Raw genomic sequence first — 25,301 nt, forward strand, 5'->3', positions numbered from 1 at the left:
GTGCTGCGGGCTCGTTTCAAAGGCGAAGTGAAAATGGCACGCGCAGATCAAGACAGGCACCCTGCCCGCCCGCAGGCGGAACGACCCGGCAACCGCGACCTTGTCGGTGGCTTGCTGCCTGCCATGCCCGAATCACCGATTCCCGACTGGGCGCCGCGCAACCGGACACCCGATCCGCTTGCCCCGCGCCCTGCCTGCCGCGAAACCTGCGATTCCGATGCCTAGGCCGCGACGAAAAGCCACGCGCGCGCGCCAAAAGATTGCCTTAAACTAAGGCCAGCAAAGCATAGGAATTACGGAAGATTTTTCGGCCGTCTGAAGGGGTTGGCTCAAACAACAACAGGCCCCGCGGGTGGCAGGGCCTGTTGCTCCTCCCCTGAAATGGCGGCCAGCCTCCCCGCATAGCCGCCCAGGTATTCGCAGTCAGAAATCCGGTTCTGCTCAGGCGCTGATCAATTCGGCCTGGCGCACGATCACTTGTGCCTGACGGATGGACGCTATGTCAACCAGTCTACCTTTGTATACCGTCGCGCCGGCACCCGTCCGCTTGGCTTCCTCCATCGCGGCAAGGATCTCGTGCGCTTCGGCCACGGCGGTTTCGCTGGGCGAAAACACCTCGTTTGCCAAGGCCACCTGCTTGGGGTGGATCGCCCATTTCCCGACCATGCCCAAGGTGGCCGAGCGACGGGCCTGCGCCCGGAAACCCTCATCATCGCTGAAATCGCCAAAGGGGCCATCGACCGGCAGCACGCCATGGGTCCGGCACGCGGCGACGATGGCCGTCTGCACCCAGTGCCACGGGTCCGACCAGTATTTCGCCCCCTCGTGCAGCATGTAGTAGTTTTCCTGCGTGCCGCCGATGCCCGTCGTCGCCATGCCCATGCTGGCGGCAAAATCCGCCGCACCCAGACTCATCGCCTGCAACCGGGGGCTCGCCGCGGCGATCTCTTCGACATGGGTGATGCCGGCGGCGGATTCGATGATCACCTCGAACCCGATGCGCTTGCTGCGACCCTTGGCCGCCTCGACGGCGGTAACCAGCGCGTCCACGGCATAGATGTCGGCGGCATTGCCGACCTTTGGGATCATGATCTGGTCCAGCCGCTCGCCCGCCTGTTCCAGCAGGTCCACGACGTCGCGATACCAGTAAGGCGTGTCCAGCCCGTTGATCCGCACCGACAGGGTCTTGGTGCCCCAATCGATATCGCCGATCGCCTGGATGATGTTGCGCCGCGCCCGTTCCTTGTCGTCGGGCGCCACCGAATCCTCAAGATCAAGGTTGATGACATCGGCAGCCGAACCCGCCATCTTTTCGAACAACGACTCGCGCGAACCCGGGCCGAAAAGCTGGCAGCGGTTCAGGCGTGCAGGTGCAGGAGGTTGCGTGCGGAAGGACATGTCTTGCCTTTCAGGTAAGTATGTTTCAAACGGCGTCGCAAAAGTGATAGATAATTGCTGCGCCTGCATCAAGTTGATTTTGCACCTGCGGAAAATCGGGCATCTTGACGCCCTGCCGCTTTCGGCGCAGGACCGCGCGGCAAGCCGCTTGGGACAACGCGGCGCCGACGCTTGGGATAGGAGAATGACATGACCCGCACCGTCTATCTGAATGGCGACTATCTGCCGGAAACCGAAGCCAGGGTCTCGATCTTCGACCGCGGCTTCGTGATGGGCGACGGCGTCTATGAGGTGACCAGCGTGCTTGATGGCAAGCTGCTGGATTTCGCCGGCCATATGAAGCGCCTGACCCGCTCGTTGGCCGAGCTGGAAATGGGTAATCCGCTCAGCGACGACGAATGGCTGGAGGCGCACCGCAAGCTGCTGGAGTTGAACGACGTCACCGAGGGCATGATCTATTTGCAGGTGACGCGCGGCAATCCGGGCGACCGCGATTTCGCCTATCCGCCCGAGGACACACCGCAAACGGTGGTCATGTTCACCCAATCCAAGCCGGGTCTGGCCGATAATCCGCAGGCGAAAACCGGCATCCGGGTGATCTCGATCCCCGATTTGCGCTGGCATCGCCGCGACATCAAGACGGTGCAGTTGCTCTATCCCTCGATGGCCAAGATGGAGGCCAAGCATCGCGGCGTCGACGACGCATGGTTCACCGAAGATGGTTTCGTGACCGAGGGCACCTCGAACAACACCTATATCGTCAAGGGCGGGCGGATCATCACCCGTCAATTGTCCAACGACATCCTGCACGGCATCACCCGCGCTTCGCTTCTGCGCTTTGCGGCCGAGGCGCAGATGCAGATCGAGGAACGCCCCTTTACCATCGAAGAGGCGCAGGCGGCGGACGAGGCATTCTTTACCTCGGCCTCGGCTTTCGTGCTGCCGGTGGTCGAGGTTGACGGCGTAAAACTGGGCAGCGGCCAACCCGGCCCGGTGGCCGCCCGCCTGCGTGAACTTTACTTGGAAGAATCGCGCAAAACCGCCGTCTGATTCCGGCCCGTAGAAGTCAGGGCGCGCAGGGCAACCCGCGCGCCTTTTTCATTCCGCAAAACCTCGGATCAGTTTCCCAAGGTCTCGCGCACCACGTTGATCGTGTTCACGTCGCGCGTCAGCGTATCGCGCAAAATGGCGATGTCTTCGCCATCCAGCACCACGCGCACATCATCGCCGTCCTGCACCAGCTCATGTTCCTCGACGCCCGCATAGTCCTGCGCCAGGGTGATGGTGATTTCGTCGCCCCGGTCATAGACAATGTCGGCCGCCCCACCCGCATCGCTGCGCAGCACAAGAAGATCGGCGCCTTCGCCACCGTCGACGATATCGCCAGCGCCGGCGTGGATCGTATCATTGCCCGCACCACCCAGCAGCGTGTCAGGCCGATCAGGGTCCGAGGCGTCGGGCGACAGGATCAGGTCATCGCCATCTTCACCGTCGATAAAGACGGCACCGCCGTGATCCTCGATCCGGTCGTCGCCATTGCCGCCGGTGATCGAGTGATTGCCCAGATTGGTGATGATCGTATCGTCGCCGGTGCCGCCGTCGATGGTGTCGTTGCCCTCGTCCGCGCCCAGATCATATGCGCCGTAAAGGTCGTCGTCGCCGCCCAAGGCGATCTCATCATCGCCCGGACCGGCCAGGACCGTATCTTCGCCAAAGCCGGCGCTGATCAGGTCGTCGCCGGCCCCGCCGTCGATCAGGTCGTTCCCGTTCAGCCCCTGAATGCCGTCATCGCCATCGGTGCCGGTCAGGACGTCGTCCTCTTCGGTTCCAGAGATCAGCGCATCTCCATGCAACCTGGGATCGTCGGCAGGCCCTTCGGGCGCATGATCGTCATCGTTGCTCGACACGACCGAGCCGATACCGACAAGGCCCAACAGGCCCAGCATCAGGAAAATGGTCTGGTTCATCATAAGTTCTCCGAAACGGTCGGCGGCAGGATAGACCGGCCCCGCCCCGCCCGGCAACCGCCCGCAAGCTTGCCGCCTATACCCATGGGGTAAATTTACCGCAGAGCGCCGCCCGCCCGCAGCACGGATGGGCAATCATGGCACTGGCCGGCCACTGCGTGAACCGCTTATATCGGCGACCACGATTCATTGTCAGCATTTCTGGCAACGGAAAGAGCACCTGAGCGGTCTACGTCAGTGCTGCAATGCGCCTTAAGAGATTATTTTGGATATGGTGATGGGGAGAACCGGCGAGCGGGAGACGAAGAAACGGAGAACTACACCTACGCTATAGCCCTCCAAAATGACACATGAAAGCCACCAATGGTCGACAGGCGAGGCACGGGTTGGCATTATGTTGTCCGTGCCCAACCGCAGGAGCGACACAACGGCAATCCGCGCGGACCGGGAAGGAGCAGAACCATGGTAGCCGTGATGTTGATGAGCGTGGCGCTAGTCGCCGTCCTTTGCGTCGTGGCCTATAAGCTCGCAGTCTATGCTCTGCCCTTCATGCTCGGATTGACTGCTGCGCAATTCGCCTATCAGACCGGCTCCGGCGTGATAGGTGCCGGGCTGGTCGGCCTCGTTGCCGCTGGCGTGGCGTTTGGCATCCTCGCTCTGCTGTTTGAGACGCTGCTCACTCCCATCCTTCGCTTGATCGTGGCGCTGATCTTTGCCGCACCCGCCGCCGTCGCGGGCTATGCGCTGGTCTATGGCGTCACCAAAGAGGCGGTGCCCTCTGAAATCTGGCGGCAAATCTTCTATCTTGTCGGCGGTGGTTTCGTCGGCGTGTCGGCTTTGATGCGACTGGCCGCACCGTTGCCCTCCAGCCCCGCGCTTGCCCGTTGACATGAAGGTATGAAATGCGGTCCCGGCGCAAGAGCGCCGGGGCTTTTTCATAGCGGCCCTCCAGCTCTCTACAGCGCAATTTGGAAGCGCGTTCGCCTCCGGGCCGGCGCGGCTATCGCCGCGCCGCAGTGGCCTACTTTGCCGACAGGGATCGAACGAAGGCGAGTGCGGCATCGACCGGCTTCCGCCTTCGCGTCGTCTCCGAAAGCCGATGGCCCTGCGCGCACCATCTGTTTCCAGCGCCAGAAACCTAACAATGACGCCGCGAAGCAGCGACTGACTGATTAGTTTTACTAAGGGCGTTGCCCTCGCGCCAGCAAGGTAAGTGGAACCGTCCGGGACGGTATCCCCAGCCTTCCGCGCTTCGCTTGTGCAGGCCGGGTGATTCCCCTCCATCCCGGCCGCCCTTGCTCGTTGCTACCCCAGTCTCGGCGACGGCCAGAAGGTCAGGCGCGGCGTTCCGCTTCGCTGACCTTCAGACCCGAGGATCAGAGACATGACCAACGTATCCCACAGCACCCCCCGCATCTATGTTGCCTGTCTTGCAGCTTACAATAGCGGCTATCTGCATGGGGCTTGGATCGACGCGGATCAGGACACCGACCAGATCAGGGACGAGATTGCCGCGATGCTTGCCCGTTCCCCCGTCGAGGATGCGGAGGAATACGCCATTCACGACTATGAGGGCTTCGAGGGCGTCAGCATCTCCGAATATGCCGGCATCGACAGCGTGGCGCGGATGGCCGCGTTCGTCGCAGAGCATGGCGCACTCGGCGCAGGCCTGCTGGAGCAGTTCAGCGCCGACATGGACCAAGCGGAATCCACCTTGGAGGACTGCTATCATGGTAAGTTCGCCAGCCTTGCCGACTATATGGAGGAACTGACCGCCGAAAGCGTCACGATCCCCGAGGCGCTGCGCTACTATGTCGATTGGGACGCGATGGCGCGCGACGCCGAGATGGGCGGCGACCTGTTCACCATCGGGACGGCGCACGGCGAGGTGCATGTGTTTTCCAACAGGTGAAAACATGGTCGCCTGTCCGCACTTGCGGGCGGGCGACTAGCCAGACGGCGACGATAGTGTTAAGAAGAAAATAACCAATAATGATCAGGTTAGTCGCTCAACGTATCTGATTTGAACGGTTCCTAATACTTCAAACAATACTTGAATCTCTCTGGTCCGGGCGTTGCCTCGCACGCCCCGGCTTTGGGAGGTGACGCCATGCTTGGCATCGACTGGCGTTTGCCGGCGGCATACAGGCACGTGAAGCACATTCCGGCCGCCGGTTTCGCTTGGGAATACCTGCGCCGCAACGACGAATATCGTCAGGACTTCCAGACCATCGAATCGACCGGGCAGCCGACCGGGCGCGACCTTGAAGCGTTCGCGCATCGCTGGGGCTTGCGATTTCCCGTGCGATCCCGACGCGCCGCATGACCAGCAATCCCCGATCTGGACGCCGAGCCTTCAACCGCAAGCGATGATGCTGCCGCCGGTCAGTCACAAGGACGGCGACACCGAACCGATATTGACGCTTGCGCATCTCGACGGCCTCGACCTGCGCCGCGCAGCCGATGGTTGGCACGGCATCTGGCAGGTCGATGGCGTCGCACATCAATTCTGGCTTCCCGAGGCGGTGCCGGACGCCGCCGCCTTCTATGCCATCACCCTACCGATGGATTCCTTTCTGGAGCTGCGCGCTCACGCCGCCCGCCGTCTATTGCGATCCCTCAACGGCCGTGCGCCCGGTCCCGACTTCCGGGCCGTTCCCGCCCAGCTCCGGCAATGGCATATTCTGTCCCTGCGCGCGCTTGACGCGCGGTTGCGCGGCGAAAGCTATCGCACCATCGCCGAAGTCCTGCTCGGCTTTCGCGGCACCAAGGAGGATTTCGAGACCGATCCGCGCAAGAACAAGGCCCGCCGGCTGGTCGCGCACGGTATCAAGATGATGCGCGGCGGCTATCGCCTGCTGCTCCACTATCCGATCAAGCCCGATAAGCGGTGATGGGCCTTCGCGATTATATGCGAGAGGCGGGGCGCTTATGGCCGCGATAGCAAAAGACGGATACCGGCATATCCGAAGATCGCGGCGAGTAAGCCTTCAATCCAACGCCGGGATTTCTGATATGCTCGCCCCATCAACATCGTTGAGAAAACCAACGCATAACCGACGTTAATAAGAAGCCCGAGAACAGCACACCCCACTATGATGGCCTGAAAGGTGTATGAGGGAGCATCAGGCCGCAATCCAAGCGACATAATCGCGATCCATCCGAGAATTGCCTTTGGATTTGATAGATGAAGCAGGACACCCCTGCGGTAGAGCGTCGCCTTATTCGCAAGAGGGGTAGCTTTCGCCTGCCGGGCGTCGCTCGACAGGGCCGATTTTGCAGATTTGTAGGCGAGACACAGCAGGTAGAGACCACCAGCGATTTTGATCGCAAAGATAGCTTCGGCGTAGGCGGTCAGAACAGTGGAAAGGCCGGTTGCGGCTAATATCGCCCAAAACATGCTGCCAGTCACGACACCTAGAGCCAATGCCACGGCCGCCGCGCGTCCTTGGTGCATGGCAGCTCCCATGATAGCCATGGTGCTAGGGGCCGGGGCTGGCGACTGCGATCACATATGCAGCATAGACAAGCAGAAGGTGTTGAAAATTTTCCAAGAGCATGTCGTTTTCCCGCTTCTGTATTGATCGCAAAAATCTCGGAACCGGCGACAGGAAGCAAGCTGAAATCCTCGCTTAGACAACACCGATCTTCACGCCTTGTTGGCTGCCGCCTGCTCCAGTATCTTCCGATAGCCCTCACGCGAAAGCCATTGTGCGCGTTCGAGGTGACTTTGCCAGCAGCGATAGGTCCGAAGTTCCTCGGCCACCGGATCGCGGTGCAGCACGATCCGCGCGACTTCCTTCCAGTCCGCGCCCTCGGCCTTGGCATCGAGAAGCCGCAGATAGGTCACGAAATGCCGTTCGTCGTAGGCGGTTATGGCATCGCCTGTTGGTGCTTCGTCATCCACATCGGGATCGAGTTCAACGGGCACTTTCATAGTCATTCCCCGTATCCGAGAGGCTTTGTCTGCGGTGCGTCCCCGCAAACGATTCTCTCTGACTCTTGGTGATCGGGGAGTTCGAAACCGCTGTTACACGGCCCCATGGCCTTTAGCTCGGAAAGCCTGTTGTATACGCCACAGGCTCCCCGACCATAAGGTCAAGGAGTTTGATGCCGTCACGGCCGGCACCAACCGGTAACAGAGGGGTTTCGACGCCCCAGAGCAGCGCGTCTGCTCCACCCACAACCTTCGCCGAGCCGCGCGTGAATGTCTTTGCCTTTTCGGCGCGGCAGGCAATGAGCCGCTGAAATCCCTCAACTATTAGCCACGCGGCACACCCTCCCAGGGGGTGCCGCCAGCGCATAGGCGCAAATGCGGCACGCTACACGCCGCCGATCACTTCCCATGGTTCGCCATAGCGCGCCGCCGTCTCCGGCAGCCGCATCAACCTGACGAACCGGAGGTGATCTCATGGTCGAGCGCCCCAACACGGAAATGCCACCGCGCATGCTGCGCACTCAGGAAGCTGCACGTTTCCTCGGTATTTCTCTTCGCACGCTGGAAAAACACTGGACTTACGGGACCGGTCCGACCTATCGCAAAATCGGCGGCCGCGTCCTCTATACCGTCGAGGATCTCCAGTCCTGGGCCGACATCGGCACGCGCAAATCCACCAGTGACAAGGACGCCGGCACGGTCTTTCCAGCGCGCCCCCTGACGCCTGAAGAGCGGAGTAAGCTCTGAATGCGGCGTGTCGATCACCATGCCCGTTTCCTCGACCTGCGCCATGAACCGGCAGAGCCGAGGCGGCAGTTCGAGCGAACGCTGCGCCTGCGCAGGCGCGGCAAGCTGGAGAAGACGGGGCTTGCGGCCGAGCACGCGCCCGCCGTTTGGGAATTGAGCAAGGATATGGAGCCGGCCCTGCGCGAGCTTGGCGAGCGTGGCGACATTATCCGCACCATGCAGAAGGCGCTCGGCCCGCAGGGCGGCGAACGCGATCCCATGAGCTTCCAAATCCATGACGGAGCGCCCGAGACGGCTATCGTCGGGCGCGTTGTGGACAAGCACCTGTCCGACGAGATGGGGGAGAACCTGACCGTTGTGGTGGACGGGATCGACGGCCGCACCCACCACATCGCCGGCATCGCGCCCGAGCGGCTGGAGGACGCCCGCATTGGTAGCGTCGTCCAGATGGGCCCGGCCGAGGCGACGGCCCGGCCGTCCGACCGCGCCATCACGGCCATTGCCGAGGACGGCATCTATCGGCCGAGCCGCCATCTGGAGCAGGCGAAGTTCGAGGGCCGCGTTCCGGGCGGCGACTATGAGGGCTATCTCGATGCCCATGTGCGGCGGCTGGAGGCGCTGCGCCGGGCCGGGATCGTCGAGCGGATCGACGCCGACCAATGGCGTATCCCCGGCGATCTGGTCAGCCGCGCCGCCGCCTATGATGCAGGCCGCGACCGGCAGGCCAGCGTTCGCGTCCTGTCCCCCGTCGATGTGAACAAGCAGATCGGCGCGAACGGTGCGACCTGGCTCGACCGGCGGCTGATCCATGGCGAGACGGCCGATCTTGCACCGGCCGGCTTCGGGCAGCAGGTGCGCGAGGCCATGGACAAGCGCCGCGAGCATCATATCGAACAGGGCGACGCCACCCGAGCGCGGGACGGCCGCATCTTCTACCGGCGCAGCCTTATCGCCACGCTGCGCGAGCGGGAGGTTGCCCGCGTCGGCGCGGAGATGGCCGAGAGCAAGGCGCTGCCGTTCCGCGCTGCCGTGGACGGCGAGAACGTCAGCGGCAAGTTTACCGGGACCGTGCAGCTATCCAGCGGCAAGTTTGCCGTTGTGGAAAAGAGCCACGAGTTCACCCTTGTCCCGTGGCGGCCAGTCATCGACCGCCAGCTCGGCCGCGAGGTAATGGGTGTCGTGCAGGGTGGCTCAGTGTCGTGGCAATTGGGCAGGCAGGCCTCGTAGGCCTGGCGCAGCGTCTTGTTGGTGACGGCGGCGAGGATCTCGGGGAAGTCGGACGTCGAATGCAGTGCCCGCGTCGCCACCTCGTCGCGCGACAGGCCTCGCGTGTTCACCCCGGCATTGCCGAGGCTTCCGCGGGCGAGTTCCAGCAGCGTCATGCCGCGATACTGACGCGCAGCGTCTTCCAGCTGGAACAGCGTCGGGCTGTAGCGATGCAGGAGCGCGTTCGCCACCGCGTCGCGGCGGGTGATCCGCCCGTCGCGGCCTCCGAGCGGGATCGATACCTGGCCGAAGGTCCGAGTCTCGCCCGATTTCGTGGCGACCTGATCGAGGATCAGGCGGCGGGCCTCGTCGACGCTGGTGCCGCGCTTGACCAGATCCTCGGCGAAGCTGCGCTCAAGGTTCAGCCGCCCGGCCAAATCGTAGATGGTGGAGACGCGGTCGCGCTCGGCCTCGCGGGCACGGGTCGCGATAGCTTCGGTGTCGGGCGTGCCGGGGGCGTCGAACGTCAGCTGGCTGCGGGTCGACGCCTTCATCGCCGCCAAGTTCGAGATCGACGCGATGCTGGAACACCTCGCCGCCCTCAGCTCGGAGCATTTCGAGACCAGCCCCGACGAGATCCACTGGGGCCATGTCGGCACCCTGAACCACTACCGCGACAAGCTGCGGGAGATCACCGACATGGTATTCCGCGAAGGCGAACATGCCGAGTAGCGCCAGCCTCTCCGAAGCCTGCCCGCCGCGAGGCGGGCTTGGGGTCGTAGAAGGGCCGCGATGGGCGCGGCCCCGACCATGGAGACGACCCCGATGACCCAGCTTTCCGATACTCAAGCCGTGATTCTCAGCGCTGCTGCTCAGCGCGACGACGGCAACGTCCTGCCGCTGCCCGGTTCCCTGCGCGGAGGCGCCGCCGTCAAGGTGGTGGGCGCGCTTCTCTCCCGCGGACTGGTCGCCGAGACGCTGACCGACAGCCAGACGAAGGCCGACGCCGCGCTCAACCGCATCTGGCGCAACGACGAGGACGGTCGCGCCATCCTCCTGCACATCACCTCCGCCGGTCTCGCCGCCATCGGCATCGAGCCGGAGGGGCCCGAGACCGCGCTCACGGGCGCCAACGAAACGCCGAGCGCGGAGGCCTCGGAGGACACCCCGCGTGAGAGCGATCCCGCGCCCAAGGCGCGCACGCCGCGCGAGGGCACCAAGCAGGCAACCCTGATCGCCATGCTGCGCGCGCCGGAAAGCGCCGCCAGTTGGTCGAATTCGCCGAGGCGGCCGGCAAGATGGGCATTGCCTTTGATATCTCGGCCGAGGCTGCCGGGCAGGCGATGGCGACATGGCGGTCACAGTTGGGGCTGACCCAGGCTGAAACCATGAAGTTGGGCGATGCCGTCAACCACCTGTCGAACAACATGAACGCAAACGCTGCCGATGTGACCAGCATTATCGGGCGTGTGGGGGCAAACGCCATGACGGCGGGCCTGAACACCACCGAGGTCGCCGCTCTGGCCACGGCTTTCCGCACTGCTGCCCCGTCGGCCGAAATCGCCGCCACTGCGATGAAGAACTTCACCAACGTTCTGTCGATGGGCGAAGGCACAACCAAGCGGCAATCCGATATGATGGCAAAGCTGGGCTTCGACGCTACCGAACTGGCCAAGCGAATGCAGGTCGATGCCCAAGGCGCGATCATTGATGTCATGGAAGCCCTTGAACGGCTTCCTGATTATGAGCGCAACGCGACACTGAACATGTTGGTCGGCACCGAAGCCGCGCCGGCCGTCTCGGGCCTTCTTACCAATCTCGACAACCTGCGCCAGTCCTTCGAATTGGTCGGCGACGAAGCTTTATATGCAGGGGCCATGCAGGCCGAATATGGTGGCGTGGCAGAAACCACTGCCGCAAAGCTGGTGGTGTTCCGTAACTATCTGACCCGGATTTCGGTCTCATTGATGCCGTTGCTGTCGGTCATCAAGGACTTGACCGAAGCGTTGCAGCCGATGTTGCAGCGTATGGCGGAGTGGATGCAGGCCAACCCGGAAATCGTCAAAATGATCGGGATCGGGGTTGCTTCGCTCTTTGCCCTCAAGGTGGGAGTGCTGGGCATCCAGATCGTGTTCCAGTCGTTGACCGGGGCTTTCTGGTTGTTCAATGGTGTTCTGGCTGTCGGCATCCGGGCCTATGGCATTGCCCTTCGTGGGATTGCGGGTTTGTTGCGGGTGTTCGTCGCGTTGCGCACTGCACTGCCGCTGGTAGCGCGCGGTATCGCCATGATCGCGCGCGCCCTGCTCGCGAACCCCATCGGCTTGGCTGTCGCCGCCATCGCCGGTGCCGCCTATCTGATCTATCGCAATTGGGAGCCGGTCAGCGCATGGTTCCGGCGGCTCTGGGACAACGTGCGCAACATTTTCGGTGGTTTCGGCCAGTTCGTCACCGGGATATTCACCGGCGACCTGTCTGGCGCGGTGGACGGTCTGCAACGGATTTGGGACGGTCTGAAGGGCTACTACCAAACCCTCTGGAACGGCATTGAGGGCATCTTTAAGGCCGCGTGGGAAAGCGGCATCAAGCCGATCACCGACGCCCTAGGTGTGACGGATACCATCGTTGCCAGCTGGAACATGGCCAAGGACGCCCTGGGCGCGGCGCTTGATTGGATTTCGAGCAAGTTTTCCGAGGCATGGGCCATCATCTCGCCGGTGATTGACGGGCTGAAATGGGTCAACGAGAAAGGTGCCGCAGCGGTCAACTCGGTCACCGGCGCACATAAGGGGCCGATCAGCAGCGGCCATACCGGCACCGCCAGCAATAATGGCCTTCCTATCCTACCGCCCGCCGCCATGCCGGGCATCAGCGTCCCGACCGTCACCGCGCGCGCCCAAGGCGGCACCTTCACCCCCGGCATGCTGCTGGTCGGCGAGCGTGGCCCGGAACTGCGCTATGAGAGCCGGGGCGGCTTCATCGCCCATAACAACGCCCTGCGCGGGCTGGTCGATCTGTCGCAACGCGCCCGGTCCCTGGCCGGTTTGGTCATGGCCGGCGATGCTGGGCCGGACTTCGGCGGAACGCCGGTTCCCGCGCCGGTCGCCGCCCCCGCCGCCCGCAACCGCCAGATCACTTATTCCCCACACTACAATATTGCGATCAACGGCAGCGGTCTGGACGCCGCCCAATTGCGCGCGGCGATCCGCGCCGAAATGGGCGCGGCAGACCGCCGTGCCCGCGCAGACCTGCGGCGGCTGCTGCATGACTAAGGTGATGATGATCCTCGGGCCGTATCCATTCATGCTGCACACCGCCGCACCGCAGGCGGTTGCGCGGCGGTCGGAATATCGTTGGGAACAGCAGGATCGTATCGGCCGCAAGCCTGCCCGCCAGTTCCTCGGGGCCGGTTCGGACGAAATCACCATGTCGGGCGAAATCCTGCCGCATTTCGCGGGCGGTTACCGGCAGCTTGACGCCATGCGGCTGCTGGCCGGGCGCGGAAGGCCGCTCCTGCTGGTCAGCGGGCGCGGCGATGTTCTGGGCGATTGGGTGATCACCGGCATCGAGGACGAAGGCAGCGAGTTCTTTGCGGATGGTGCTCCTGGTGTCATCGCCTTCACCATGACCATTGCCGAATATGGTGGCGACCGGGGCGGCATCAGTGCCCTGATGTCCGCAATATCGGCCATCCAGACCATTGCGAGGCTGCTATGAAATACCGCACCAAGGATGGCGATGTCGTCGATCTGATCTGCCGCCGTTATTATGATGGCGACCCGCACAGCGTCGAGGCAGTCTATGACACAAATCCCGGCCTGGCTGCATACGGCCCCGTCCTGCCTGCCGGCATTGTGATCGACCTGCCGGCCGCCCAGCCGGTCGAGCCGCAGACCATTCGGCTGTGGGACTGACATGACGCCGGACTTCAAGATCATCGCCGCCGGGGTCAACATCACGCCCCAGATCAAGGACCGGCTGCTGGGCCTGACCATCACGGATGAGGCCGGCACCAAGGCCGACACCGTCGAAATCGTTCTGGATGACCGCGACGGACTGATCGAGCTGCCAGCGTCAGGCGCACCGTTGCTGGTCTTTCTGGGCTACCGCGAAACCGGCCTGATCCCCATGGGGCTGTTTACCTCTGATGAGGTGATGGTGACATCACCCCCGGCTACCCTGACCATCCGGGCCAAGGCCGCTGAACTGAGTGGCAGTATCAAGGATCAGAAGACCCGCAGTTGGGACAAGATCACCCTTGGCGATATCGTCATCACAATCGCGGGCGAACATGGGCTGACCCCGAAGGTCGCCGAGCGGTTCGGCGCAGTCATGGTCGAGCACATCGACCAGACCGAGGAAAGCGATATCAGCTTTCTGGACCGCATGGCGCGCGAGCACGACGCGCTGCTCAGCATCAAGGGCGGAGCACTTCTGTTCATGGGCAAGGGAGAGGGCCGCACGGTCAGCGGCCTGCCTATCCCGCCCCGCCCGGTGCTTGAGCGTAACGCGATCACCTGGACGCTGACCCTGACCACCCGCGAGGCTTATAAATCCGTCATGGCGATCTGGCAGGATACCATGCAGGCAAAGCGGCAAGAGGTTGCGGCCGGCGAGGGGTCGCCCGCCCTGAAGCTGCGCCACATCCACAAGACCGAGGACGAGGCCAAAGCCGCTGCCAATGCAAAGTTGCGAGAGATCACCCGGGGCAACGACACCTTCGAGGCCAGCTTCCCGGGCGATCCGCTGATCGCGGCCGAGGGACGTATTCTGACTGCCGGTTTCCGTGCCGGCGTCAATGGCCTCTGGTCGATCAAGACCGCCACTCATACGCTGGATGGCGGAGGCTTCAGTACGGCGATTTCGGCCGAGCGTCCGGGGGCGGACTAGGCCGGTTCATTCCAGTTGATCGCGTTCCGCGTTCCAGAATATTGTGGTCCCGTCCACCGTCGCGTTCCGCGACTCCCCCGCAGGATATTTTGGACACGAAAGAATGACGCAGTTTCTGGAAGGGCCGCAGGGGCGGCGCATCGCTTATCATCGCAGCGAAGGGACGGGGCCGGGTGTCGTTTTCCTGGGCGGGTTCAGGTCGGATATGCAGGGCACCAAAGCGTTGTGGCTGGAGGATTGGGCGCGCAAGTGCGGCCGGGCCTTTCTGCGCTTTGACTATTCCGGGCATGGGGAATCGTCGGGCGCCTTTGAGGATGGCGCGATCGGCGACTGGTTCGCCGATGCCACGGCCGCGGTCCAGAAACTGACCGAGGGGCGGCAGGTATTGGTCGGTTCGTCCATGGGGGGCTGGATCGGTCTGCTTCTGGCGCGCACCATACCCGAGCGTCTGGCCGGGCTGGTGACCGTGGCGGCGGCGCCGGATTTCACCGAGCGAGGCTATTGGGCCGGTTTCCCCGAGGCGGAACGTGCGGCGCTGCTGGAGCAGGGTAGGGTCGAATTGCCAAGTGAATACGGTGATGCGCCCTATGTCATCACCCGTCGGCTGATCGAGGACGGGCGCGATCATCTGGTGCTGGACCAGCCCTTGCCCATGCCGTTTCCCGTGCGTTTCCTGCAGGGCACGGCCGATGCCGATGTGCCTATGTCATGGGCGCTGGACCTGCTGGATCATGCCACGGGCGAGGACATGCGCCTGACGCTGGTCAAAGGGGCGGATCACCGTTTCTCGACACCGGATTGTCTGGCGTTGATCGGCGCGGCTGTGGATGAGGTGCTGGCGCGAGTTGCCTGAGAAAGGCGCGGGCAGGCCCCGCGCCCGGTTTTCTGTCGCCGCCGAGGTCAGACCGCGAGCTTGGCGTCGTGGTCGGATGGGCTGTTTCCGTCTTGCTCGATGGGGCCGCCACTGCTGCGCCGCCGCCTGCGCTGGCCTTTGGGTTGCACCTGCTCGTCGATGAAGTCCAGCACCAGCGGGCGGATGTTCAGTCGCCAGCTTTTTCCGGCAAAGATGCCATAATGGCCGGCACCGGGTTCCAGATGCTGGGTCTTGCGGCTTTCGGGAACGCCGGTGCACAGCGCCAGCGCCGCGACGCATTGGCCGGGGGCCGAGATATCGTCGTTGGCGCCCTCGACCGTCATCACCGCGACATCGGTGATCTTGCCCAGATCGACCGGCTTGCCGTTCACTGTAAAGCAGTTCTTCGCGATCTCTCGTTCCTTGAAGATGCGCTCGACCGTCGAGAGGTAGAATTCCGCGGTCATGTCCATGACGGCCAGGTATTCGTCGTAGAAGGTGTTGTGCTTGTCGCCCTCGGACGCCTGGCCGCGCGCCTCGGCGAATATCTTGTCAAGGAAGGCCTTGGCGTGGGTTTCGGCATTCATGGCGATAAAGGACGAAAGCTGGGCCAGGCCCGGATAGACCATGCGGCCTGCGCCGCGATACTTGAAGCCCACCTGCTGGATCATCAGGTAATCGAGCTCGCCCATGGTGATGCGGTTGCCGAAATCCGTCACCTCGGTCGCGGCGGCATCGGGGTCGATCGGGCCGCCGATCAGGATCAGCGAGCGCGGCTGGGCCTTGGGGTCCTCTTCCGCCAGCAATGCGGTTGCGGCCAGCGCCAGCGGCGCGGGCTGGCAGACGGCGATCACATTGGTGTCGGGGCCGAGGTGGCGGATGAAATCGACCAGATACTGGGTGTAGTCGTCGATATCGAACTTGCCGCAACTGACCGGGATGTCGCGGGCGTTATGCCAATCCGTCACATAGACTTCGCAATCGGGCAGTAGCGAGGTGACGGTCTTGCGAAGGAGGGTCGCGTAATGACCCGACATCGGCGCAACCAGCAACACCTTGCGCTCCAGCGGTTCGCGGCGGGCGACACGGAAATGCACGAGATCGCCGAACGGGCGCTCGATCACCGGCTCGACGTAGACGACATGGTCCTGGCCCTCTTCCGAGACGATGGGCGGGATTTCCCAGTCCGGCTTGATAACCATGCGCGCAAAACTGCGTTCGGTCACCCGGCCCCAGGCCGACATCAGCTTGAACATCGGATTCGGCAACAATGCGAATGCCGGGTAGGACGAAAGGGCGCGCGCACTGGCGCCGACCCATTCGTTCGTGTTGCGGATCGTCTCCATCGCGTCGTAGGAGATGATCCCCTTCAAACCTTTATACGTTGCCATCCAAACCTTCTCCTTGGAGTTTTGCTGGATTTGACCTTGCCGGGGAAGGACACGGCTTTACCTGCGTATTGCGCTAGGCATAATGATTTTACGGTTAATGGAGGATTGTCAATTATGGCTGGCAAGGACGAAAAACCGGAGGCGGCCACCGGGGCCGGGTCCAAACCACGCAAGAAGCGGGGTGCGGAGGATAAAATTCGGTCCGAGGCCCAGGCCGCGAAACCTGAACCCGCGCTAGCCGATTCGGAAAAACCCGCACGGAAGCGACAAGCGAAAGCCCCGTCTGCAGCCAAGGCTTCGCCAGCGCCCGCGACGCCGGCAAAGCCCGAGGCCGCCAGCGCCAAGCCTGTTTCGGCAAAAGCCGCCACCAAATCCGGCACGCGCAAACCCGTGTCGCGTGCGCGGACGGCCACGCGCAGCGATCCGCGCACCGGCACGCGCCGCAAACCCTCGGCCAAGGTTGCTGCAAAGGCACAGGTCGAGGCCGCATCGCTGAGCGCCGTCGATGAGGCGCTGCGTCCGTTGGGGGCGACGGGTCCCGGCTCGGTGCCGCCCATGAGCGCACCCGTCGGCGGCAGTCCCGCCCTTGGTGAGAGCGAAAAGCCCGCCAGCCCGGCGGTCGAGCAATCGGTCAGCCCCACCACCGCCGCCTTTGCCGAAGCGGCCTTTGGGGTCGGCAGCCGCTTGCCCGAGCAACTGGCCCAGAACATCGAACGCATCGAATCGCTGACCCAGCGCCTGATCAGCGCATTGGCCAAGCGGCGCACGCACAGCCCGGGTGTCGAGATGCCGGGGCCGGAACTGTTCACCACCGCCACCACCGCCTGGGTCAAGCTGCTGGCCGAACAGCCCGAGCGCGTGCTGGGCCAGCAGGTCAGCTATTGGGGCGAGACGCTGCGCCATTTCGCCGAGGCACAGTCCGCCCTCGCACGCGGTACGCTGATGCCGCCGGCCAGCGAAGGGCCAAGGGACCGGCGTTTCTCGAACCCGTTGTGGGAGGCGCATCCGTTTTTCAATTTCATCAAACGGCAATACCAGATCAACGCTCAGGCGCTGGAAGAGGCTGCAAGCGCCCTCGATCTGCCTGAAATGACCGATCGGCGTCGGATCGAATGGTTTACCCGCCAGATGATCGACATGATGGCGCCGACGAACTTTCTGGCGACCAACCCCGACGCGCTGGAAAAGGCGCTGGAGACCGAAGGCGAAAGTCTGGTCAAAGGGCTGGAGAACCTTGTGCGCGACGTCGAGCAGAACAGCGGCGAATTGATCGTTTCGCTGGCCGACCGCGATGCTTTCCGCGTGGGCGAGAATATCGGCACCACAGAGGGCACGGTGGTCGCGCGCACCAAGCTTTACGAATTGATCCAGTACAAGCCCACCACCGAACAGGTGCATCAGATTCCGTTGGTGATTTTTCCGCCCTGGATCAACAAATACTACATCCTCGACCTCAAGCCGCAGAACAGCCTGATCAAATGGATCGTCGATCAGGGGTATACGCTGTTCGTGGTGGCCTGGAAGAACCCCGATCCCAGCTATGGCGATACGGGCATGGACGATTACGTTGCCGCCTATCTGGAGGTGATGGATCGCGTTCTTGACCAGACCGACCAGAAAAAGCTGAATGCGATCGGGTATTGCATTGCGGGCACCACGCTGGCGCTGACGCTTTCGCTGCTCAAGCAGCGCGGCGACGACCGGGTGAACTCGGCCACCTTCTTCACCACGCTGACCGATTTCGCGGATCAGGGCGAATTCACCGCCTATCTGCAAGAGGACTTCGTTTCCGGGATCGAGGAAGAGGCATCGCGGACCGGCATTTTGGGTGCGCAACTAATGACGCGGACCTTCAGCTTCCTGCGCGCCAACGATCTGGTCTGGGGCCCGGCCATTCGCAGCTATATGCTGGGAGAGATGCCGCCGGCCTTCGATCTGTTGTTCTGGAACGGCGACGGGACCAACCTGCCGGGGCGCATGGCGGTGGAATATCTGCGCGGACTTTGCCAGCAGAACCGCTTTGCCAAGGAAGGGTTCGATCTCATGGGGCATCGCCTGCATATAGGCGAGGTGACCGTGCCGCTATGCGCCATCGCTTGCGAGACCGATCATATCGCGCCGTGGAAGGACAGTTGGCGTGGCGTGGCCCAGATGGGCGCCCGGGACAAGACGTTCATCCTGTCCGAATCGGGCCATATCGCTGGCATCATCAACCCGCCCAGCAAAAAGAAATACGGCCATTACACCTCGGCTGCGGGCTTTGATCAGGACGAACAGCATTGGCGCGACAAGGCGCAGTATCACGAAGGCAGTTGGTGGGGCCGCTGGGGCGAATGGCTGGCTGGCCATGCCGGCCGCATGGTCGAAGCCCGCGTCCCGGCCGAAGGTTTCGGCCCGGCTCCCGGCGTCTATGTTCACGAGCGAGTGTAAAATTTTTCTGCACTGCAGCAAGAAAATCTTGCAATGCTGCAGTGCAGAAAGTATATGGGGGACAGAACAGTTTAACCGGTGCTCACACTTCGCGCCGATCATGGAGAGAGCAAATGGCCAAGACCCCTGACTTTACGAAGACCCTGCAAGAAGTAATGGCGAAATTCCCGGTCGACACCTCGTCGTTCCAGGATGCCTTCAAATCGCAGACCGCCCTTGGCGAACGGATGGCCAAGGTTGCGCTGGCCGCCGCCGAGCGTTCGACCGAGATCTCGTCCCAGTGGGCCAAGGACACCATCGCCCGCATGGGTGAGCTGACCTCGTCCAAGGAAGAGCCGGCCGAATACGCCAAAGCGGTCAGCGATTTCGCCACCGCCGCCGCCGAAATGGCTGCCGAGCATATGGCTGCCTTTGCCGAAGTCGCCAAGAAAGTGCAGATGGACACCGTCGATCTGATGCTGACCGCCGGCAAGGACCTGGCCTCGGACGCCCAGAAAGCGGCCGAAAAAGCCACGCGTGAAACTCAAGCCGCTGTCAAGAAAGCTGCTGCCGCCGCGACCTCGTCCAGCACCGTGACCAAGGCCTGATCGCGACCTCCACGGTTTAGCGACATCTGACGACAAGGGGGCAGTCCGCTGCCCCCTTTTCCTATGCGTGCCCGGTGCCGCTTCCGGCGCAGAGAGGCGATTTTCTTTGCATTTTTCCGGACCATTTCCCATCATGCTGCAAATGCACTGCCGGAGGAGCCATGGCTGAGGCCCAGAACACGACCCCGCTTCTGATCAAGCGCTATGCAAGCCGCCGCCTCTATAACACCGAGACGAGCGATTACGTCACGCTTGAGGATATCGCGGGGTTTATCCGTGCCGGGCGTCAGGTGCGCATCATCGACCTGAAGTCCGGCGATGACCTCACCCGGCAATATCTGCTGCAGATCATCGCCGAGCATGAGGGCAGGGGAGAGAATGTGCTGCCCATCGAGGTGCTGATCGATCTGGTGCGCAGCTACACGACCCAGGCGCAATCGGTGGTGCCGCAATTCCTGGCTGCCAGTTTCGAGATGCTGCGCGAGGGTCAGTCCAAGATGATGGAGAATCTTTCGACTTTTCCGAACCCCATGTCCTCGATGCCGGGGTTCGAGGCGCTTCAGCGCCAGCAGCAGCTGTTCCTGAAGGCCATGTCCGCGGGTTGGGGCACAGGCAGCACCGGCCCCGCAATGGATGACATGGAAGGGGGCGAGACCGGCCCCGGCGACAAGGGCAGTTCTGATCCCAAGGACATGGACGAGATCCGCCGCCAGCTTGCCGAATTGCAGAAGCGGATTTCGAAACTTTGAGATAACTGCGACTTGCGCAACGCGTTTTGTCGCGCTAGACGAGCCGCCACGGACGGTTGGCCGAGTGGTCGAAGGCGCACGCCTGGAAAGTGTGTAGGCGGGGAACCGTCTCGAGGGTTCGAATCCCTCACCGTCCGCCACTTTCAAGTTGCGAACCTGCCACGAGGCCCCCCAGCGGGGCTTTTTTCTTTTTATCTCAAAGGGGTTTGGCTGCTGGGTCCGCCCTGCGGAGACTGGCAGCACGACGGATATAATGCGCCACATCGTCGCCGATCCGCTGATGGTCGGGTGGTGTGATGCGGCCGGAAAAGAACCCGTCCCATACCATCGTCACGATGGTCTTCTTTTGCCCGGCATCCTTCCGGGTTTCTGGCATCAGGCCCAGCAGCCCACCAGCATCATAGGCCGCGATCCAGTTGTATAGGGTGGACCGGGACAGCACCTTGCGCTTGCCGTCCGGCAGGACCTGTATCTGCCCGGCTAGCACGTCCAGCGCCGCTTTGCGCGCTGGGCTGCCCTTCGGTTGTGCCGCCACCTGCCGGATGATGTTCAGCCGCCACTGCGCCACCGCAACCCGCTCATCCCATTTGGGATCGTGCTGGGTGACCGCCTCGGGCAGCTTGCGCACCTCGCCGGTCGCCGGGTCCACGGCCTCGTCCAGCTTGATGCCCTGCGACAGATACCACGCCTCGCGCAGATCAGCCGGCAGGCTGTCAACGTGGACCTGCGGGGCCATGCCGCTCGCGCCGCCCCGACCGATTTCAACCTGACGAACGATAAGGTCAGCGCCGCGCCAGCGACCCTTTCCGATAGCCTTATTGACGTTCTGCTGGGCTATGCCAGCGAGGGCCGAAAAGGCCGCGACCGACAACCATTTTTCTCGGGTGCGCAATGGGTGCGCAATTGGGTGCTCAATCAACTGGACCGCAGGGATTGCGCACCCACCTTCGACCAACTGGAATTTATGCGCGACCTGCCCCATGGCTCTTACGCTGTCCCATCATACAGTGATTGTTGGCGGCAGGCTGGGCACATACGATTGTGCGGCCCTTCGCTGTCGAAATACGTCCCGCAGGTCAGGCAGGGGCGGCACTTCGCCCGGGCCTTGCGCTCAAGCCGGTCGGCATGGTCGTCAGCCTTCCACCAGGTAGAAAAGGTCGCGACAGCCTTGCCGCCGTCCAGCACGGACCAGAAAGCCCCGCTGCCCCGAACGGCGAACCGGCTGCTCATGTGCCGACCACGATCGCCACAGCCGCAATCAGCAACCCGCCCATGATCGCGCCCGGCAGCACCCACCAGCCGGCCGGCAGGACCAGTTCGCCGCCCTCGTCCCGAACCGCACAGGCCCAAGGCAGACGCCGCTCATGAAGGCAAAGACCACGGCAGAAGCACCAAACAGGATGATCATGCCGCACCCTCGCCCAGCAGATGATCCGCATAGCGATCAGCGATCAGATCGTTCAGATGCCCGGTCAGGGTGTTGCGCAGTCCGGCAATCAACTCGATGCTGCGTACCTGTTGCAGCATCGAGTTGAACAGTTCGACCCGCTCAACCTCTGTCAGTTCGGACAGCGCCGACCGCGCCAGTTCCGAGGCATCCCATGCAGGCTTGCTCATGCTGCCACCTGTGCGGCTTGCACCAGTTTCCGCGCTTCGGCATCCATGCGAACACGATAGGCAGCGGTGACCACCTCACGTCCAGCCAAGCAGGAAGAGAAGAAAATGGTGGTCGCTGACCGAATACGTGAGCTAGCCCAAGACAAAGATATGAATATAAAGAAATTTTCCAAATTTCTGGAGGTTAGTGAGCGAACAATCCAGAACTATCTTGCGGGTGTCAGCCTTCCCAATGGGCGCTCTCTTACTGACTTAGCCGAAAAAATTGGTGCTTCGCCCGCATGGATTTTGGTGGGCATGGGGCCAAAATATCTCACCGGTAACCACCAAAATTTGCACCATCCGATTCCAGATTTTGTCCCGATTCCGCGCTACGTCGTAGAAGCTAGTGCCGGTTATGGCGCAGCGGTCCATGATGAGGGATGCAGCGGCTATTATGCCTTCAACCGTAAGTTCCTTGAACGGCGTGGGTTGAAGCCGAACGATCTTTCGGTGATCGCGGTCAAGGGTGACAGTATGGAGCCAGACCTGTCAGAGGGCGATTTGATCCTGCTCGACCGAGCGCAGACAGAATTGTGCGACGGCTATGTCTATGTGGTGCGTTTCAACGACGATCTCTTCGTGAAGCGTGTGCAGAAATTGCCCGGCAACCGCATCCAATTGCTATCATCGAATCCGCTCTATCCACCGATCACGGTAGAGGGTGCCGACCATACCGGTATCCAGATTATCGGCCGCGTTGTGAACTCAACCCATGAATGGTAATTTGCTTCCGCATCGGGAAGGGGGCGGAAGCTGGCGGAAGTTAATCCAGCCGATCATGTTCCGCCTCGGCATGATCCAGCCAGAACAGCCGATCAGAAAGACCCCAGCAATTGCAGGGCTTCCGCAACGGCCATTCCAGACAAGCCCGATCCTCCCATTCTAATTTATTCCATCCCCCCCCAACGGGGGCGCAAAGCCCCCTGCACACCTAGCCGCATTGACAACGCCGGGCAATCGCGCCACACCCGCGCAACATACCCGCAACCGGGCGTTCCGTGGGCGCCAAACCGACGAGGAGGACTCCATGTCCCAGATCTCCCTCACCTTTCCCGATGGCAATTCGCGCGACTACCCCGCCGGCATAACGGCGGCCGAGGTCGCGGCCTCCATCGCCCCCAGCCTTGCCAAAAACGCCATCTCGGCCAATCTTGACGGCCAGCATATCGACCTGCAATGGCCGATCGGGAAAAGCGGCAACATCTCGATCAATACCATCAAGGACAGCGAACCGGCGCTGGAACTGATCCGCCACGACCTTGCCCATATCATGGCCCGCGCCGTGCAGGAGCTCTGGCAGGATGTGAAGGTCACCATCGGCCCGGTCCGCGATCAGGGGTGGTTTTACGATTTCGACCGCGCCGAGCCTTTCACCCCCGAGGATCTGGGCCTGATCGAGGCGCGGATGAAGCAGATCATCGCCGCCCGCGACCCGGTCCGCACCGAGGTCTGGGACCGCGACCGCGCGCTTGCCTATTACGAAGACCGTGGCGAGCCCTTCAAGATCGAGCTGGTGAACCGCATCCCCGAGGGCGAGCCGCTGCGCATGTATTGGCACGGCGACTGGCAGGACCTCTGCCGCGGCCCGCATCTGCAACATACCGGGCAGGTGCCGGCAGATGCCTTCCGGCTGACCCATGTCGCCGGCGCCTATTGGCTGGGCGACGCCTCGCGGCCGATGTTGCAGCGCATCTACGGCGTGGCCTTCCGTAACCGCGACGACCTCAAGGCCCACCTGACCATGCTGGAAGAGGCCGCCAAGCGCGACCACCGCAAGCTGGGCCGTGAAATGGAACTCTTCCACTTCCAGGAAGAGGCGCCGGGCATGGTCTTCTGGCACCCGAACGGCTGGTCGATCTATCGCGAGCTGGAAGCATATATGCGCCGCCGGCTGATCCGCGCCGACTACAAGGAAATCAAGACGCCGCAGGTGGTGGACCGGGTCCTTTGGGAAAAGTCCGGCCATTGGGAAGCCTATCGCGAGAACATGTTCATCGTCGAGGTCGACGAGGAAGGCGCCAAGGAAAAGCGCGTGAACGCGCTCAAGCCGATGAACTGCCCCTGCCATGTTCAGGTCTATAATCAGGGTCTGAAATCCTATCGCGACCTGCCGCTGCGACTGGCGGAATTCGGCTCCTGCCACCGCTACGAGCCCTCGGGTTCGATGCACGGGCTGATGCGGGTGCGCGGCTTCGTTCAGGACGACGCGCATATCTTCTGCACCGAGGACCAGATCGAACAGGAATGCGCCGGCTTCATCGGGCTGCTGTCCTCGGTCTATCAGGATCTCGGCTTCGAGAAGTTCGACATCAAGCTGTCGACCCGGCCCGACGTGCGCGTCGGCTCGGACGAGATCTGGGACAAGGCCGAGGGCGCGCTGAAAGGCGCCATCGAACATCTCGGCCTGCCCTATGAGGTCAATCCGGGCGACGGCGCCTTCTACGGTCCGAAACTCGACTTCAAACTGACCGACGCCATCGGCCGCGAATGGCAATGCGGCACCTTCCAATGCGACTTCAACCTGCCGCAGCGGCTCGAGGCGGAATATGTCGGCGAAGACGGGGGCAAGCACATGCCGGTCATGCTGCACCGCGCCGTCCTTGGCAGTTTCGAGCGCTTCATCGGCATCCTGATCGAAAACTACGCCGGCAAGCTGCCGCTGTGGCTGGCCCCGCGTCAGGTCGTGGTCGCTTCGATCGTTTCGGGGGCAGATGATTACGTCCACGAAGTCGTCGCCGCACTGCGCGCCGCCGGCCTGCGGGCCGAGGCTGACACCCGCAACGAAAAGATCAACTACAAGGTGCGCGAACATTCGGTGGGCAAGGTGCCGGTCATCATGGCCATAGGCCTGAAAGAGGTCGAAGAGCGCAGCGTCTCGATCCGCCGTCTGGACCATCAGGGCAGTGAAAGCCACGGGCTCGAATCGGCCATCGCCATGCTGCGCACCGAGACCACCCCGCCGGATCTGCGCTGAACGTTTCGGTTGGCGGCAATTTGCCGAAATGGGTGCAAAAGATGATTCGGTCGCAATGGTGCGCAGTGCATTCGTACTTGCGTTTTTCGACGAATCGTTCATCCTCTCGTCCGCGTGAGCACGACTTTCTACCGCCTCCCTTCACGGGGCAGCCGGACTTGACGGGAAAGGGCTGCACGGCCCGGGCGCAATCTCGCCCCGGGTAGACTTGAAGGAGAGACGGTAATGGCTACCGGCACCGTAAAATGGTTCAATGCCACCAAAGGCTATGGCTTCATTGCGCCCGATGACGGCGGCAAGGACGTGTTCGTCCATATCTCTGCGGTCGAGCGCGCCGGCCTGACCGGCCTGAACGACAACCAGAAAATCGCCTACGAACTGCAGTCCGGTCGCGACGGCCGCAGTTCGGCGTCCGATCTGAAGCTCCTCTGATTCCGCAAACCCCGGAATTCGGATACGGCCGGCCCGCAAGGCGCCGGCCGTTTTCATTCGCCCCCACCAGCTTCTTTCGTGAAC

28 protein-coding genes and 1 tRNA gene are annotated in these 25,301 nt (G+C 62.6%); 22 read left to right on the top strand and 7 right to left on the bottom strand.

Features of this window, described 5'->3' with window-relative positions:
* Window positions 1-33: 33 nt before the first annotated feature.
* The gene (locus tag JWJ88_RS07320) at window positions 34-225 is read left to right on the top strand and encodes a hypothetical protein (RefSeq protein ID WP_205293464.1); all 192 of its coding nucleotides are present in this window, start codon (window positions 34-36) and stop codon (window positions 223-225) included.
* A gap of 216 nt (window positions 226-441) precedes the next feature.
* On the opposite strand, the gene JWJ88_RS07325 is transcribed toward JWJ88_RS07320, so the two are convergent.
* Window positions 442-1,398, bottom strand: a complete 957-nt coding sequence (locus tag JWJ88_RS07325; protein WP_205293465.1) for an L-malyl-CoA/beta-methylmalyl-CoA lyase — start codon at window positions 1,396-1,398, stop codon at window positions 442-444.
* A gap of 189 nt (window positions 1,399-1,587) precedes the next feature.
* Here JWJ88_RS07325 and JWJ88_RS07330 point away from each other — a divergent pair, with 189 nt between their 5' ends.
* Entirely contained in the window at window positions 1,588-2,448 is an 861-nt protein-coding gene (locus JWJ88_RS07330; protein WP_205293466.1) for a D-amino-acid transaminase, read from the top strand.
* A gap of 68 nt (window positions 2,449-2,516) precedes the next feature.
* On the opposite strand, the gene JWJ88_RS07335 is transcribed toward JWJ88_RS07330, so the two are convergent.
* Window positions 2,517-3,365, bottom strand: coding sequence for a calcium-binding protein (locus JWJ88_RS07335; RefSeq protein WP_240200126.1), 849 nt, complete (start codon window positions 3,363-3,365; stop codon window positions 2,517-2,519).
* 462 nt (window positions 3,366-3,827) lie between these two features.
* Between JWJ88_RS07335 and JWJ88_RS07340 the strand changes: the two genes are divergently transcribed.
* The 4 genes from JWJ88_RS07340 (at window position 3,828) to JWJ88_RS07355 (ending at window position 6,259) form a co-directional block, all read left to right on the top strand.
* On the top strand, window positions 3,828-4,253 hold the full coding sequence (locus tag JWJ88_RS07340) for a hypothetical protein (RefSeq protein WP_205293468.1): 426 nt from the start codon (window positions 3,828-3,830) through the stop codon (window positions 4,251-4,253).
* 496 nt (window positions 4,254-4,749) lie between these two features.
* Entirely contained in the window at window positions 4,750-5,277 is a 528-nt protein-coding gene (locus tag JWJ88_RS07345; protein WP_205293469.1) for an antirestriction protein ArdA, read from the top strand.
* A gap of 198 nt (window positions 5,278-5,475) precedes the next feature.
* Entirely contained in the window at window positions 5,476-5,691 is a 216-nt protein-coding gene (locus JWJ88_RS07350) for a transcriptional regulator domain-containing protein (RefSeq protein ID WP_205293470.1), read from the top strand.
* Window positions 5,692-5,737: 46 nt separating this feature from the next.
* Complete coding sequence (locus JWJ88_RS07355; protein ID WP_205293471.1) at window positions 5,738-6,259, top strand: DUF2285 domain-containing protein; 522 nt, start codon at window positions 5,738-5,740, stop codon at window positions 6,257-6,259.
* Between the two features lie 35 nt (window positions 6,260-6,294).
* On the opposite strand, the gene JWJ88_RS07360 is transcribed toward JWJ88_RS07355, so the two are convergent.
* Window positions 6,295-6,822 carry a LysE family translocator gene (locus JWJ88_RS07360; RefSeq protein WP_205293472.1) on the bottom strand — a complete coding sequence of 176 codons (528 nt, stop codon included), beginning with the start codon at window positions 6,820-6,822 and terminating at the stop codon, window positions 6,295-6,297.
* A 192-nt stretch (window positions 6,823-7,014) separates the two neighbouring features.
* Window positions 7,015-7,302: a DNA -binding domain-containing protein gene (locus JWJ88_RS07365; RefSeq protein ID WP_205293473.1), complete on the bottom strand. Its 288-nt coding sequence runs from the start codon at window positions 7,300-7,302 to the stop codon at window positions 7,015-7,017.
* Window positions 7,303-7,776: 474 nt separating this feature from the next.
* Between JWJ88_RS07365 and JWJ88_RS07370 the strand changes: the two genes are divergently transcribed.
* The 9 genes from JWJ88_RS07370 to JWJ88_RS07410 all read left to right on the top strand — a co-directional run bounded on the left by JWJ88_RS07370 (window position 7,777) and on the right by JWJ88_RS07410 (window position 14,995).
* Window positions 7,777-8,049: a helix-turn-helix transcriptional regulator gene (locus JWJ88_RS07370; protein ID WP_205293474.1), complete on the top strand. Its 273-nt coding sequence runs from the start codon at window positions 7,777-7,779 to the stop codon at window positions 8,047-8,049.
* Window positions 8,050-9,276 carry a DUF3363 domain-containing protein gene (locus JWJ88_RS07375; RefSeq protein ID WP_205293475.1) on the top strand — a complete coding sequence of 409 codons (1,227 nt, stop codon included), beginning with the start codon at window positions 8,050-8,052 and terminating at the stop codon, window positions 9,274-9,276.
* A gap of 486 nt (window positions 9,277-9,762) precedes the next feature.
* Window positions 9,763-9,987 carry a hypothetical protein gene (locus JWJ88_RS07380; protein WP_205295155.1) on the top strand — a complete coding sequence of 75 codons (225 nt, stop codon included), beginning with the start codon at window positions 9,763-9,765 and terminating at the stop codon, window positions 9,985-9,987.
* A gap of 93 nt (window positions 9,988-10,080) precedes the next feature.
* On the top strand, window positions 10,081-10,629 hold the full coding sequence (locus tag JWJ88_RS07385; RefSeq protein WP_240200127.1) for a DUF3489 domain-containing protein: 549 nt from the start codon (window positions 10,081-10,083) through the stop codon (window positions 10,627-10,629).
* On the top strand, window positions 10,524-12,524 hold the full coding sequence (locus JWJ88_RS07390; protein ID WP_205293476.1) for a phage tail tape measure protein: 2,001 nt from the start codon (window positions 10,524-10,526) through the stop codon (window positions 12,522-12,524). The genes JWJ88_RS07385 and JWJ88_RS07390 overlap by 106 nt, the downstream gene beginning before the upstream one ends.
* A complete protein-coding gene (locus JWJ88_RS07395) occupies window positions 12,517-12,969 on the top strand; it encodes a phage tail protein (RefSeq protein WP_240200128.1) in 453 nt (150 codons plus the stop codon). Before JWJ88_RS07390 ends, JWJ88_RS07395 begins: the two co-directional genes overlap by 8 nt.
* On the top strand, window positions 12,966-13,166 hold the full coding sequence (locus JWJ88_RS07400; RefSeq protein WP_205293477.1) for a tail protein X: 201 nt from the start codon (window positions 12,966-12,968) through the stop codon (window positions 13,164-13,166). The genes JWJ88_RS07395 and JWJ88_RS07400 overlap by 4 nt, the downstream gene beginning before the upstream one ends.
* 1 nt (window position 13,167) lies before the next feature.
* Window positions 13,168-14,142 (top strand): contractile injection system protein, VgrG/Pvc8 family, encoded by a 975-nt coding sequence (locus tag JWJ88_RS07405; protein ID WP_205293478.1) that lies wholly within the window; start codon window positions 13,168-13,170, stop codon window positions 14,140-14,142.
* Between the two features lie 103 nt (window positions 14,143-14,245).
* On the top strand, window positions 14,246-14,995 hold the full coding sequence (locus JWJ88_RS07410) for an alpha/beta hydrolase (RefSeq protein WP_205293479.1): 750 nt from the start codon (window positions 14,246-14,248) through the stop codon (window positions 14,993-14,995).
* A 47-nt stretch (window positions 14,996-15,042) separates the two neighbouring features.
* Here JWJ88_RS07410 and phaZ read toward each other — a convergent pair whose 3' ends face one another.
* On the bottom strand, window positions 15,043-16,386 hold the full coding sequence (gene phaZ, locus JWJ88_RS07415; RefSeq protein ID WP_205293480.1) for a polyhydroxyalkanoate depolymerase: 1,344 nt from the start codon (window positions 16,384-16,386) through the stop codon (window positions 15,043-15,045).
* A 114-nt stretch (window positions 16,387-16,500) separates the two neighbouring features.
* Between phaZ and phaC the strand changes: the two genes are divergently transcribed.
* From phaC to JWJ88_RS07435, 4 genes are all read left to right on the top strand, one after another.
* On the top strand, window positions 16,501-18,816 hold the full coding sequence (gene phaC, locus JWJ88_RS07420) for a class I poly(R)-hydroxyalkanoic acid synthase (protein WP_205293481.1): 2,316 nt from the start codon (window positions 16,501-16,503) through the stop codon (window positions 18,814-18,816).
* A 113-nt stretch (window positions 18,817-18,929) separates the two neighbouring features.
* Window positions 18,930-19,403 (top strand): phasin family protein, encoded by a 474-nt coding sequence (locus tag JWJ88_RS07425; RefSeq protein ID WP_205293482.1) that lies wholly within the window; start codon window positions 18,930-18,932, stop codon window positions 19,401-19,403.
* A 161-nt stretch (window positions 19,404-19,564) separates the two neighbouring features.
* Complete coding sequence (gene phaR, locus JWJ88_RS07430) at window positions 19,565-20,152, top strand: polyhydroxyalkanoate synthesis repressor PhaR (RefSeq protein WP_205293483.1); 588 nt, start codon at window positions 19,565-19,567, stop codon at window positions 20,150-20,152.
* Window positions 20,153-20,202: 50 nt separating this feature from the next.
* Window positions 20,203-20,292: transfer RNA gene (locus JWJ88_RS07435), tRNA-Ser, on the top strand.
* 56 nt (window positions 20,293-20,348) lie between these two features.
* On the opposite strand, the gene JWJ88_RS07440 is transcribed toward JWJ88_RS07435, so the two are convergent.
* Window positions 20,349-20,888 carry a hypothetical protein gene (locus tag JWJ88_RS07440; RefSeq protein WP_205293484.1) on the bottom strand — a complete coding sequence of 180 codons (540 nt, stop codon included), beginning with the start codon at window positions 20,886-20,888 and terminating at the stop codon, window positions 20,349-20,351.
* A gap of 668 nt (window positions 20,889-21,556) precedes the next feature.
* Window positions 21,557-21,769, bottom strand: a complete 213-nt coding sequence (locus JWJ88_RS07445; RefSeq protein ID WP_205293485.1) for a hypothetical protein — start codon at window positions 21,767-21,769, stop codon at window positions 21,557-21,559.
* A gap of 66 nt (window positions 21,770-21,835) precedes the next feature.
* Between JWJ88_RS07445 and JWJ88_RS07450 the strand changes: the two genes are divergently transcribed.
* From JWJ88_RS07450 to JWJ88_RS07460, 3 genes are all read left to right on the top strand, one after another.
* Window positions 21,836-22,534: an XRE family transcriptional regulator gene (locus JWJ88_RS07450; protein WP_205293486.1), complete on the top strand. Its 699-nt coding sequence runs from the start codon at window positions 21,836-21,838 to the stop codon at window positions 22,532-22,534.
* Window positions 22,535-22,838: 304 nt separating this feature from the next.
* Window positions 22,839-24,785: a threonine--tRNA ligase gene (gene thrS, locus JWJ88_RS07455; RefSeq protein WP_205293487.1), complete on the top strand. Its 1,947-nt coding sequence runs from the start codon at window positions 22,839-22,841 to the stop codon at window positions 24,783-24,785.
* A gap of 225 nt (window positions 24,786-25,010) precedes the next feature.
* Entirely contained in the window at window positions 25,011-25,217 is a 207-nt protein-coding gene (locus JWJ88_RS07460; RefSeq protein WP_011747293.1) for a cold-shock protein, read from the top strand.
* Window positions 25,218-25,301: the final 84 nt, after the last annotated feature.

The sequence above is a fragment of the Paracoccus methylovorus genome, from assembly GCF_016919705.1.
In the GTDB taxonomy this organism is placed as follows: Bacteria; Pseudomonadota; Alphaproteobacteria; order Rhodobacterales; family Rhodobacteraceae; genus Paracoccus; species Paracoccus methylovorus.